General features: G+C 72.1%; 8 protein-coding genes. 2 read left to right on the plus strand and 6 right to left on the minus strand.

Annotated elements, in window-relative coordinates:
• Window positions 1-24: 24 nt before the first annotated feature.
• Window positions 25-1,848 carry a S9 family peptidase gene (locus tag N5I75_RS28670; protein ID WP_476682047.1) on the minus strand — a complete coding sequence of 608 codons (1,824 nt, stop codon included), beginning with the start codon at window positions 1,846-1,848 and terminating at the stop codon, window positions 25-27.
• Between the two features lie 303 nt (window positions 1,849-2,151).
• A complete protein-coding gene (locus N5I75_RS28675) occupies window positions 2,152-3,498 on the minus strand; it encodes a helix-turn-helix domain-containing protein (RefSeq protein ID WP_476682049.1) in 1,347 nt (448 codons plus the stop codon).
• Between the two features lie 139 nt (window positions 3,499-3,637).
• Here N5I75_RS28675 and N5I75_RS28680 point away from each other — a divergent pair, with 139 nt between their 5' ends.
• On the plus strand, window positions 3,638-4,954 hold the full coding sequence (locus N5I75_RS28680) for a M64 family metallopeptidase (RefSeq protein ID WP_476682051.1): 1,317 nt from the start codon (window positions 3,638-3,640) through the stop codon (window positions 4,952-4,954).
• A gap of 387 nt (window positions 4,955-5,341) precedes the next feature.
• On the opposite strand, the gene N5I75_RS28685 is transcribed toward N5I75_RS28680, so the two are convergent.
• The 4 genes from N5I75_RS28685 to N5I75_RS28700 all read right to left on the minus strand — a co-directional run bounded on the left by N5I75_RS28685 (window position 5,342) and on the right by N5I75_RS28700 (window position 9,156).
• Entirely contained in the window at window positions 5,342-6,142 is an 801-nt protein-coding gene (locus N5I75_RS28685) for an SDR family oxidoreductase (RefSeq protein ID WP_476682053.1), read from the minus strand.
• Window positions 6,139-7,818 carry an FAD-binding dehydrogenase gene (locus N5I75_RS28690; protein WP_476682055.1) on the minus strand — a complete coding sequence of 560 codons (1,680 nt, stop codon included), beginning with the start codon at window positions 7,816-7,818 and terminating at the stop codon, window positions 6,139-6,141. The genes N5I75_RS28685 and N5I75_RS28690 overlap by 4 nt, the downstream gene beginning before the upstream one ends.
• Window positions 7,815-8,423 carry a TetR/AcrR family transcriptional regulator gene (locus tag N5I75_RS28695; protein WP_476682057.1) on the minus strand — a complete coding sequence of 203 codons (609 nt, stop codon included), beginning with the start codon at window positions 8,421-8,423 and terminating at the stop codon, window positions 7,815-7,817. Before N5I75_RS28695 ends, N5I75_RS28690 begins: the two co-directional genes overlap by 4 nt.
• Window positions 8,424-8,574: 151 nt before the next feature.
• Entirely contained in the window at window positions 8,575-9,156 is a 582-nt protein-coding gene (locus tag N5I75_RS28700; RefSeq protein WP_476682059.1) for a TMEM165/GDT1 family protein, read from the minus strand.
• Between the two features lie 673 nt (window positions 9,157-9,829).
• On the opposite strand from N5I75_RS28700, the gene N5I75_RS28705 reads away from it, so the two are divergent.
• Complete coding sequence (locus N5I75_RS28705) at window positions 9,830-11,884, plus strand: flotillin family protein (protein ID WP_476682061.1); 2,055 nt, start codon at window positions 9,830-9,832, stop codon at window positions 11,882-11,884.
• Window positions 11,885-11,893: the final 9 nt, after the last annotated feature.

Here is an 11,893-nt window from a genome sequence, read left to right on the forward strand (position 1 = left end):
CCCCCGCCGTTCACCCGCGGGCTCTCACGGCCTCGGCGGCAGGTGCCGGTTCGCGAAGTCCAGTTCGAGACGGAGCTGCTTGACACGTTCCTCGACGACGAGGGAGCCGTGCCCGGCGTCGTACCGGTACACCTCGTGGACCGCGTCGCGGGCGGCGAGCCGGTCCACATAGTTGTCGATCTGGCGGATCGGGCAGCGCGGGTCGTTGACGCCCGCCGAGATGTAGACCGGGGCCTTCACGTCGTCCACGTACGTCAGCGGCGACGACACCTGGAAGCGGTCGGGGACCTCCTCGGGGGAGCCGCCGAAGAGCGTGCGGTCCATCGCCTTGAGGGCCTCCATCTCGTCCTCGTACGCCGCCACGTAGTCGGCGACCGGCACCGCCGCGAGGCCCACCGCCCACGCGCCCGGCTGGGTGCCGAGGCCGAGGAGCGTGAGGTAGCCGCCCCAGGAGCCGCCCGCCAGGACCAGCCGGTCGGGGTCGGCGAGGCCCGAGTCGACGGCCCAGGCGCGGACCGCCGCGATGTCCTCCAGCTCGATCAGGCCGACGCGGTGCTTGAGGGCGTCGGTCCACGCGCGGCCGTAGCCGGTCGAGCCCCGGTAGTTGACGCGGACCACCGCGTACCCGTGGTCGACCCAGGCCGCCGGGCCCGCCGCGAAGGCGTCCGAGTCGTGCCAGGTGGGGCCGCCGTGGATCTCGAAGACGGTGGGCAGCGGGCCGGTGGCCCCGGCCGGCTTCTGGACGAGGGCGTGGATCCGGCCGCCGGGACCGTCCACCCACGCGTCCTCGACGGGGACGGAGGCCGGGGCCTTCATGCCGGGCGCGTCGAGGACGACGCGGCCCGTGGTGGAGCGCACGGCGGGCGGCTGCTCGGCCGACGACCACAGGAACTCGACGCTGCCGTCGGGCCGGGCGGAGGCGCCCGAGACCGACCCCGCCGGGGTCTCGACGCGGGTGAGCGCGCCGGAGGCGACGTCGTAGCGCCACAGCTCGGAGCGGGCCTCGAACTCGTGGACGACGAGGAGGGCGGAGCCGTCCGGGTACCACTCGGCGGACACGTCGCCCGGCAGGTCGATGGCCAGATCGGTCTGGTCGCCGGAGACGACGTCCCAGATCATCGGCTCCCAGCGGCCGCGCCGCTGGTGCCCGACGAGGAGCCGGGTGTCGCCCTGGACGGGCGCGAAGCCGAGCACTTCGAGGCCCAGCTCCTCCTCACCGCCCTTCGTGTCGTCCAGCTCGGCGACAGTCGAACCGTCGAGCCGGACCACGCGTAGCGCCGAGTGCATCGCGTCGCCGTGCTCGGTGTGCTCAAGAGCGATGAGCCGCCCGTCGTGGCTGAGGTCGCCGACCCCGGCGGACTCGCGGTGGCGGTAGATCTCGGCGGGGCGGCCGTCGCCGTCCGGCCGTACGACGTGGATCGTCGTGCCGTCCTCGTCCGTGGACCGGCCGATCACGGCGGTCCGCCCGTCGCGGCCGAGCGCGAGCCCGGCAGGGTAGGAGGGGGCGAGCCCCGGCACGGCCTCGGTGTCGGGTCCGCCGGTGAACGGCTGGCGCAGCCACACCCCGAACTCGTCGCCGTCGGTGTCGCTGAACCACCAGATCCACGCGCCGTCGGGGGAGAGGACCCCGTCGGTCGTCCCGTTGGCCCGGTCCGTCGCCTGGCGCTGCTCACCGGTGACGCGGTCCCAGGCGTACAGCTCGTACGTCCCTGTCGCGTTCGAGACGAACAAGGAGCGGTCGGGGGCGTCCTCGGCCCAGTCGGGCAGCGACACCCGCGGCGCGCGGAACCGCTTCTCCCAGTCCGGCATGGACGGGCTGGACGGCGTGGACGGCGTGCTCTCAGTCATGGCCCCATAGTGCCTGGCCGACGCACCTGCCTGAAAAGAGACGGCGTGACCCGGCCGGGGTGGTGCCACCGAGGGGAGTGGCCGGGTCCGCCTCGCAGGTGCTCCCGCTGAGCTGTGCCTGCCGTCCGTCGGCGGGCCGGGACGGGGAGGGGGAGTGGATGAGCTGCGCCGACGCGGCTCATCCGGCGCCCCGGATCGGCGACGGTGAGAGGAATGTACGCCCGGAGGCGGCGCCTCGGAATACCTCGCGCATTTATCTACGTATTTCGGCGTGGCCGGGTCGCGGAGCCGGTCCCGGGGGGTTCACAGCGGCGGTCGTGCCGGGGCCGGGCCGAGGGTCGTCGTGCCGGGGGCCGCGCGGTGGCCGAGGCCCGTGCGGTAGGTGTCCAGGGCCGCCTCGATGCGGCCCGTGCGCCGGTACAGGTCGCCGAGCAGACGGCACAGGTCGGCGAGGTCGCCCGCCGCGCCCGCGCGCTCCAGGAGGCTGAGCGCGTTGACGTAGTGCTCCTCGGCCTCTTCCACGGCGTCCGACTCCTGGGCGATCAGCCCGAGCAGCCGGTGCGCGCCCGCCGCGTGCACGGCCCCGCGCTCCGGGTTCAGCTCGCCGAGCAGGGACCGCAGGAGCTGCGCGGCCTCGCGCGGGCGGCCGAGCCTGCGCAGCACGTCGGCGAGTTCGACCTCGACCTGCTGGGTGTAGAGGGCGGCTCGCTTGGCGGAGAGCATGTCGCGCGCCGTCCGCAGCTCGGACTCGGCGTCGTGGAGCCGGCCCGCCTGCGCGTGGACGTAGCCGCGCATCCAGTGGCAGTGCGCCAGCTCCGTACGGATCTGGAGCTGCTGGTAGAGCTCGGCGGCCTTGGCGAGGGAGGCGTCCGCCTCGGTCACCTTGCCCTCGGCGAGCAGCGTACGGGCGACCGAGCGGTGCATCTGGGCGATCAGCGCCGGGTCGCCGACCTGCGGCGCGAGCGCGAGGGCGAGTTCGGCGGCCTGCGCGGCGCGCGCGTGCGCCCCCATGTCCATGTACGGGGCGATGGAAGCGGTGTAGAGCAGGACGAGCGCGTCCGGGTCGTGCAGGCCGCCGGTGTTGAGGCCGTCCAGGGCGGTCTCCAGGAGGTAGCAGGCGTAGCGCAGGGAGCCGGAGAGGTAGTGGGCGACGGCGCGGGCCCGGATGACGGGCGCGCGCTGCGGCAACGGGGCGCCGGCCTCGGTGAGCAGCGCGTCGGCGGTGTCGAAGTGCGTGCGGGCCAGCGCGAGTTCGCCGGTCTCCAGGGCGCATTCGCCGAGTCCGAGCTCGGCGGCGGCGTGCTCGGCGCCGAGCCCGTGCCGGGACGCCTCCGCGCTCAACTCCCGGTACAGCTCGGCCGCTTCGCTGGCCGCGCCGGTCGCGAGTGCCCGCTGCGCCTCGGTCAGCCGGAGGCGCAGACCGGTCGCCAGGTGCGCGGAGCGCCCGGTGGCCAGCTCCTCGTACGTGACGCCGAGGCGCTCGGCGATGTGGCGCAGCGCCGCCTCCGAGGGGCGGACGCGGCCCGCTTCGAGGGTGGAGATGTAGGCGGGCGTGTACGCGGGTTCGGCGACCTGGCGCTGGGTGAGGCCGCGTTCGGTGCGCAGCCGCAGGACGCGGCGGCCGACGGGTTCCTGCGGTTGTTCTGGCATGACGCGGGACGGCCGCCTTTCGGGTGTGGTCCCTGGAGTCTCGCCTCTTGCCCACGGTCCCGCCAACCCCCTAGGTTGAGCGCTCAGTTAAGGCGAGTTAAGTCCGCTTAATCTTCAACTTACTTACTGCGAGGTACCCGTGCGCGTCCGCACCCCCCTGGTCACCGCGATCGCGGCCGGCTGCCTCGCCACCGCCGCGCTCGGCGCCGCCGGTACGACGGCCCACGCGGGGCCCACCGAGGACAGCCGGACCGTCGAGTACTTCCCCGACGCGGGCGGCCCGGGCCGGCACGCCGAGGTCCCCGCCCGTGCCCCGGAGCGGATCACCGGGCCGCGGAAGGCCCCGGCGCAGGCGCCGGACGCCGCCACGGTCACCCCGGGGCAGCGGACGGGCGCCTCCGACGGCCGCCTCGACCTGGTCGTCATCGGCGACGGCTACACGGCGTCCCAGCAGGCCGACTTCCACGAGGACGCGCGGGCCAAGCTGGACGCCATCTTCGCGATAGAGCCGTACAAGAGCTACCGGGGGCTGTTCAACTTCTGGTTCGTGGACGCGGTCTCGCACCAGTCCGGCGTCTCGGGCGACCCGACGCGGGACGTCGTCCGGGACACGGCGGTGAGCAGCTACTTCTTCTGCTCGGACACCGAGCGGTTGCTGTGCGTGGACGAGAAGAAGGTGGACGCGTACGCCCAGCAGGCGCCCGCCTCCGACATCGTCTTCGTCATCTCCCACTCCACGAAGTACGGCGGCGCGGGCTACAGCGGCCTGACCTCGGCGGCCGGCCACACCGGCATCGCCACCATGTCGTCCGACAACGACCTCTCCTACCTCATAGGCGCGCACGAACTCGGCCACTCCATAGGCCTGCTCGCGGACGAGTACCAGTACGAGGGCTACGGGACCTACACCGGGCCCGAACCGGCCGAGCCCAACACCACGAAGCTGACCGCCGACGGTATGCGCGCCTCCCGGGGCAAGTGGTACCGCTGGCTCGGCCAGAGCGATCCCTCGGGCGGGGCCGTGGGGGCGTACGAGGGGGGCGGCTACTACGAGTACGGCATGTACCGCCCCACCCAGAACTCGATCATGCGGGCCCTGAACACGGACGTCTTCAACCTCCCCGGCCGTGAGGCGATGATCGCGGGCTTCTACCGCACGGCGGATCTCCTCACGGCGGCCACCCCGACGACCCGGCCCCTGCGCCCGACCGCCACCCTCCGCGTGGACCTGGCCCCGCTTCCGGAGGGCCTGTCCGACGTGCGGGTGCGCTGGTCCGTGGACGGCAGGCCGGTCCGCGGCGCGGAGGGCCGGACCGCGCTGCGTCCGGGGTCCCTGAAGCTCGGCAGAGGCGAGCACACGGTGACGGCGACGGCCACGGATCGCTCGGCGGCGCTCCGGGACCCGGCCGCACGCCGGGCGGCGACGAACAGTGTGAGCTGGACGATTGCGCCGTAGGGCGTGCGAAGCGTTCCCGGCCGCGGGTTTCGTCGTGGCTGATCGCGCAGTTCCCCGCGCCCCCTGGGCATGCGCGACGGCCCGCCGCGGAGGGTGCGCGTTGTGGTCGACCACCCGTCGCGTCGTGGTTGCTCGCGCAGTTCCCCGCGCCCCTGAGATGCGCACTTCGTGCGCCATCTCAGAGAGGCGCGCGTGACGCGCGCCCTATGGGGCTGCGGCGAAGCCGCATGCCCCAGGGGCGCGGGGAACTGCGCGACCAGCCACGACGAGACGCGCGCTCGCGAACCCGCCTCGGCAAGGACGGCGCTCCAGGGGCGCGGGGAACTGCGCGAGCAACCACGACGCAGCCGGTGATCGACCACGTCGCGCACCCCCACGGCGGGCCGCCTACCTCAGCCCATGGCGCCGGGCCACCATCGACTCACTCGCCCCGCGCGGCAACACCCTCCGCAACGCGAAAACGACCGGCGCGTTACTCCCCACCGCATAGAACGGCCGAACCCGCCGCGCCTCGACGACAGCCACGATCTTCGCCGCGACCTTCTCGGCAGAGATCCCCCGCGCCTCATTCCGGTTCAAAGCGGAGAGCATCGTGTCGTAACCCGCCCGGAACGGCGACGCCGCCCCCACGTACTGCGTACGCCGCTCACTGATCCCGGTGGCGATGGACCCGGGCTCGACCGTCGTGATGCCGACCCCGAACGCCGCGTACTCCCGCCGAGCCGCACTCGCGAACCCCTTGATCGCGGCCTTGGAGGCGACGTACGACGACCGGTACGCCAGCGGAAAGCTGGCCAGCATGGACCCGACCATGACGACCCGCCCCCGCCCGCGCTCCCGCATCCCGGGAAGCACCAACTGGCTGAGCCGCACGGCCCCGAAGACGTTGAGCTGGAACAGCCGCCGGACCGCGTCCATGGGCAGCTCCTCGAACGGCCCGCTCTGCGATTCACCCGCATTGTTGATCAGCACATCGACGGCCCCCGCCGCAGCGGCACAGGCCTCGATGCTCCCCTCGTCGGCAAGATCGAGCGCGAGGTAAGTGACGCCCGCCACCGGGGACTTGACCTTCTCCGGATCACGGCTGGTCCCGAACACCCCGTACCCCCGCCGCACCAGCGCGGCAGCGACCGCCGCCCCGATCCCCGACGACGCCCCGGTCACCAGGGCCGTCCCGCGCGGGCTCACGCGAGGCTCCTGGCGAGCGCCCGCCCGGCCGCCCGCCCGGAGAAGATGCAGCCCCCGAGGAAGGTCCCTTCGAGCGCGTTGTAGCCGTGCACGCCGCCACCGCCGAACCCGGCGACCTCCCCGGCCGCGTAGAGCCCGTCGAAGACGGACCCGTCGGGCCGGACGACCTGGGAGTCGAGCGTGGTCTCCAGGCCGCCCAGCGTCTTGCGGGTCAGCACATGCAGCCGTACGGCGATGAGCGGGCCCTGCGCCGGGTCCAGGAGGCGGTGCGGCTTGGCGACGCGGGTGAGGCGGTCGGGCAGGTAGGCGCGGGCGTTGCGCACGGCCATGAGCTGGAGGTCCTTGCCGTACCCGTGCTCGGCCTCCCGGTCCCGCGCGACGATCTCCCGCTCGACCTGCTCGTACGCGACGGGCGTCTCGGGCGTCAGCGCGTTCATCCCGGCGACGAGGTCCTTCAGGTTCCGCCGGACGACGAAGTCCTCCCCGCGGTCGAGGAACGCCTGCACCGGCCCCGGCGCCCCCTTCTTCACCCGCTGCAGCACGAGCTTGAGGTCCTTGCCGGTGATGTCGGGGTTCTGCTCGGACCCGGAGAGCGCGAACTCCTTCTCGACGATGGCCCGCGTCAGCACGAACCACGTGTGGTCGTACCCGGTCCCGGTGATGTGCTTCAGCGTGGCGAGCGTGTCGTGCCCGGGGAAGAGCGGCGCGGGCAGCCGCCTGCCGGTGGCGTCGAGCCACAGCGACGACGGGCCCGGGATGATCCGGATGCCGTGACCGGGCCAGATCGGGTCCCAGTTCTTCAGGCCCTCGGTGTAGTGCCACATCCGGTCACGGTTGACGATCGACGCGCCCGCGCCCTCGCTGATCTCCAGCATCCGCCCGTCGACGTACGCGGGCACGCCGGTGACCATCGACTCGGGCGGCTGCCCCATCCGCTCGACGGGCCAGTTCTTGCGGACCAGTTCGTGGTTGCCGCCGATACCGCCCGAGGTGACGACGACGGCCTGCGCGCGCAGCTCGAAGTCGCCGACGGTCTCGCGCGAGGAGGCGACGCCGCGCCCCGCGTCGGAGGGCTCCAGGAGTGCGCCCCGCACCCCGACGGCGGCCCCGTCCTCCACGATCAGCTCATCGACCCGGTGCCGGTGCTTGAAGGTGACGAGCCCGCGCGCGGCCGCTTCGAGCACCGGCTCCCGGAAGACGCGGACGACCTCGGGCCCCGTACCCCACGTGATGTGGAAGCGGGGCACGGAGTTGCCGTGCCCGGTCGCGGTGCCGGAGCCGCGCTCGGCCCAGCCGACGTTCGGGGTGACCTTGAGCCCGAGCCCGTAGAGGTAGTCGCGCTTCTCACCGGCGGCGAACCCCACATACGCCTCGGCCCACTTGCGGGGCCACCGGTCCTCGACCTCACGGTCAAATCCGGCGGAGCCCATCCAGTCGGCGAGGGCGAGTTCATAGCTGTCCTTGATGCCCATGCGGCGCTGCTCGGGGCTGTCGACGAGGAAGAGGCCGCCGAGCGACCAGAAGGCCTGCCCGCCGAGGTTGGCCGCGTTCTCCTGGTCGACGAGCACGACGCGCTTGCCCGCGCGCGTCAGCTCGTAGGTGGCGACGAGCCCGGCGAGCCCGGCCCCGACGACGATGACATCCGCACTGGCTCCGGTGCCCTTGGTCTCGCTCATGCGCTCTCCATGGGGGTGCTGTAGGCGTCGAGTACGTTCATGAACAGGGCCTCGCGACGGGCGCGCACGGCGTCGTCGTCCGGCTGGAGCAGAACCTGCACGGCGGTCCCGTCGTGCACGGCGACCAGCGCGTCCCCGAGGGCCCGCTCGTCGCCGACCTGCCGTCCGAGGCGGCGCAGCGCGCTCACGCAGACCGGCAGGATCGCGTCCCGGATCGCCTGCTCGCGGGCGGCCATCACGCGGCGCAGGCCGGGGTTGCGCAGGGCGTGCACCGTGAACTCGGCGGTGATCCGGTACCAGGCGTCGTCCACCGGGGCCGCGGCGATCGCGGCCCGCACGGCGGTCTCGGGGTCGGCCGGGTCGATGCCGGCAAGGGCGCGGCGCACATCGCCGAGCATCCGCGCGGAGCGCTCCTCCCACAAGGCGAGAAACAGCTCGTCGAGGGAGGAGAAGTTGGAGTAGAAGGCGCCGCGGGTGAATCCGGCCCGGTCACAGACCTGCTCGACGGTGGAGCGGCCGAACCCCACCTCGGCGAACACGTCGAGCGCGGCGTCGAGCAACCGCTGCCGCGTACGGGCACGGCGCTTGGTCACGGTGCCGGGCATCATCGCCTCCTGCGTCGGCCGCGTCGGATACAGGAACGTATTCGATACGTTCCTGTATCGACAAGGGCCGCGTCATACAGGGCGGCGACCTACAGGGGCGGCGACCTACGGGGGCCGCGTCCTACGGGGGCCGCGTCCTGCAGGGGCCGGGTCAGACGAAGATCTCTACGACCGTCCACACGGCGAGCAGCAACATGCACGCCCCACCGATCCGCTGCACGGTCTTCAGCGGCACCCGCTTGGCGATGAACCGCCCGGCGATCAGCGCGAGCGCGGAGACGGACATCAGGGCGGCGGCGGAGCCGATGGCGGTGGACCAAGTGCCGTTGGTCGCGGCGAGGTTGGCGGTGGTGATCTGGGTCAGGTCGCCCCACTCGCTGATGAAGACGGCCATGAACGCGGTGCCGAACACCGGCCAGAACCCGGTGACGGTCTTGGCACCCGCCTCGTCGTCGTCATCGTCGTCGCCCCCGCGCAGCAGCATGAACGCGCCGAACGCGAAGAGCAGCGCCGAGACGACCTTCACGATCCAGTCCGGCAGGAGCCCGAGCAGCGAGCCGGCGCCCACCGCGATGGCCACGTGCACGATGAACGCGGCGGACGTGCCGAACCACACGTACAGCGGCTTCATCCGGGTGCCCATCGCCAGCGAGGCGAACATGGTCTTGTCCGGCAGCTCGGCGAGGAAGATCAGCCCGAAGGCGGTGACGATCGCCAGGGGGTCGAGATGCATGAGCGGGTGCTTTCTGTGCGGGCCGGGGCGTGCAACCCACCCGCCGCGCGGAGAGGACCACTCGACCCGGCAGCGAGACACGTATGACCTACATGCCTGTGACGACACGTATCCCTACGCGTCCGTCGTTCTGCCTGGTCGAAGGTCTCGCCCACCCGAACCGCCACACGGCCCGAGCCCGGCCACCGGGAACCCGGGGGTTCCAGTGTGTCGACGACCGGTTCGCGGGGCTACTCCCCTTCGCTTGCGTGTCCAGGATAACCCGCCGTCCGTGCTCCCCGCCGTCACAGCCAGGCATCAAGAACGCATAAAGATTGCCGTAACCCGGCAATGCGCGGAGCGAAGGCCGTGCGCCAGGATGGCCACGGCAGAAACGGGGGCCAAGCCCCGGTGCCGGGCCCCGGAAACCGGGGGCGGGTGCCGGGGTGGAGCCGAGCCGGCGGCACGGTGGAGGGGGCGGGGACATGGGGAAGCGCCTCGCCGGGCCCGCCGGAACCCCGTACGCGGCCGTGTGCCCTCAGGGCCGGCCGGCCCCTGACGAACGTTAGGCCCGCGCGGCAGCAGACACGCGGGCGGCCGGGCGCGCCCTTCGCGCCCTCCCTTTCATCTTCCTTTTCTTCTTCCTTCATTGGCTCGGGGTCTCGATTCACCCCTGGAACCAGAGGACTTCACCATGGATGCCACCACTGTGGGCATCGGCGTGTCCGTCGCCGCTGTCCTGCTCGTCGCCGTCGTGCTGCTGCTGATCTTCACGCGCTTGTTCCGCAAGGTGGAGCAGGGCAAGGCGCTCATCGTCTCCAAGATGCGCAAGGTGGACGTCACCTTCACCGGGCAGGTCGTGCTCCCGGTGTTGCACAAGGCCGAGGTGATGGACATCTCGGTGAAGGCCATCGAGATCACGCGGGCCGGCAAGGACGGCCTGATCTGCAAGGACAACATCCGGGCCGACATCCGTATCTCGTTCTTCGTGAAGGTCAACAAGACGACCGAGGACGTCATCAAGGTCGCCCAGGCCGTCGGCACGCAGCGGGCCAGTGACAAGACGACGTTGCAGGAGCTGTTCCACGCCAAGTTCTCCGAGGCGCTGAAGACCGTCGGCAAGCAGATGGACTTCACCGACCTCTACACCAAGCGCGAGGAGCTGCGGTACCGGATCATCGAGGTCATCGGCGTCGACCTGAGCGGCTACCACCTCGAGGACGCGGCGATCGACTACCTGGAGCAGACGCCGCTCAGCCAGCTCGACCCGCACAACGTCCTCGACGCCCAGGGCATTCGCAAGATCACCGAGCTGACCACCATCGAGCACGTGCGCACCAACGAGTTCCAGCGCACGGAGGAGAAGGAGATCACCCGGCAGAACGTCGACGCCCGCGAGACCATCCTCGAACTGGAGCGCCGCCAGGCCGACGCCGAGATCAAGCAGAAGCGGGAGATCGACACCGTCCGGGCCCGTGAGGAGGCCGAGACCGCGCGGGTCGTGGAGGAGGAGCGGCTGCGGTCGCAGGGCGCCTTCCTCGCCACCGAGGAGAAGCTCGGGGTGCAGCGCGAGAACCAGGCCCGCGAGGTCGCCGTCGCGCAGAAGAACCGCGAGCGCGTCATCGCCGTCGAGAACGAGCGCATCGAGAAGGACCGCCTGCTCGAAGTCATCGCCCGGGAACGCGAGACCCAGCTGACGAAGATCGCGGCCGAGAAGGAGGTCGAGGCGGAGCGCCGGGACATCGCCGAGGTCATCCGTGAGCGCGTCGCCGTGGACCGTACGGTCGCCGAGCAGGAGGAGTCGATCAAGAAGCTGCGCGCGGTCGAGGAGGCCGAGCGCGGGCGGCAGGCCGTCATCATCGCGGCCGAGGCCGAGGCGCAGGAGAAGCTCGTCAAGGACATCAAGGCCGCCGAGGCCGCCGAGCAGGCCGCCACGCACCGCGCCGCCGAACAACTCACGCTCGCCGACGCCCAGTTGAAGGCCGCCGATCTCGAGGCCAAGGCCAAGCTGCGGCTCGCCGAGGGCATCCAGGCCGAGAGCGCCGCGGCCGGCCTCGCCGAGGTGCAGGTGCGCGACAAGGAGGCCGAGGTCATCGAGAAGGCCGGGCGCGCCGAGGCCGGGGCCACCGAGGCCCGGATGCGCGCCGAGGCGCTCGGCGCCCGCGAGCAGGCCCTCGCCGAGGCCACCGCGATCGAGGCGAAGCTCAAGGCGGAGGCCGAGGGCATCACGCAGAAGGCCGCCGCGATGGCCGCACTCGACGAGGCGTCCCGCGGCCACGAGGAGTACCGGCTGCGCCTCCAGGCCGAGAAGGAGATCCGGCTCGCCGGGCTCGACGTGCAGCGCCAGGTCGCCGAGGCGCAGGCCACGGTCCTCGCGACCGGCCTGGAGAGCGCCGACATCAGCATCGTCGGCGGCGAGTCCGCCTTCTTCGACCGGATCGTCTCCTCGATCGCGCTCGGCAAGGGCGTCGACTCCTTCGTCCAGCACTCCGACACCGCGCAAGCCCTCGCCAAGCCCTGGCTCGACGGCTCGGCGGACTTCACCGAGGACCTGACCACGATCCTCGGCTCGTTCTCCACGGGCGACGTCCAGAACCTCACCGTCTCCGCGCTGCTGATGAAGCTCATGAAGGGCGGGGGGAGCGAGCAGGCGGGCCGGCTGAAGGAACTGCTCGACAAGGCGGGCCAGTTGGGCGTGGCCGACCTGCCTCTCGGCCAGCTGAAGCTGAACGGTTCCGCGCGGGTCTGACCGCACGAG

The organism is Streptomyces sp. R818 (assembly GCF_056172735.1).

Excerpts from the sequence above, each read along its gene's own strand:
- N5I75_RS28700 (WP_476682059.1), bottom strand. The coding sequence starts at position 9,156 with ATGCATCTCGACCCCCTGGCGATCGTCACCGCCTTCGGGCTGATCTTC.
- N5I75_RS28690 (WP_476682055.1), bottom strand. The coding sequence starts at position 7,818 with ATGAGCGAGACCAAGGGCACCGGAGCCAGTGCGGATGTCATCGTCGTC.
- N5I75_RS28675 (WP_476682049.1), bottom strand. The coding sequence starts at position 3,498 with ATGCCAGAACAACCGCAGGAACCCGTCGGCCGCCGCGTCCTGCGGCTG.
- N5I75_RS28695 (WP_476682057.1), bottom strand. The coding sequence starts at position 8,423 with ATGCCCGGCACCGTGACCAAGCGCCGTGCCCGTACGCGGCAGCGGTTG.
- N5I75_RS28670 (WP_476682047.1), bottom strand. The coding sequence starts at position 1,848 with ATGACTGAGAGCACGCCGTCCACGCCGTCCAGCCCGTCCATGCCGGAC.
- N5I75_RS28705 (WP_476682061.1), top strand. The coding sequence starts at position 9,830 with ATGGATGCCACCACTGTGGGCATCGGCGTGTCCGTCGCCGCTGTCCTG.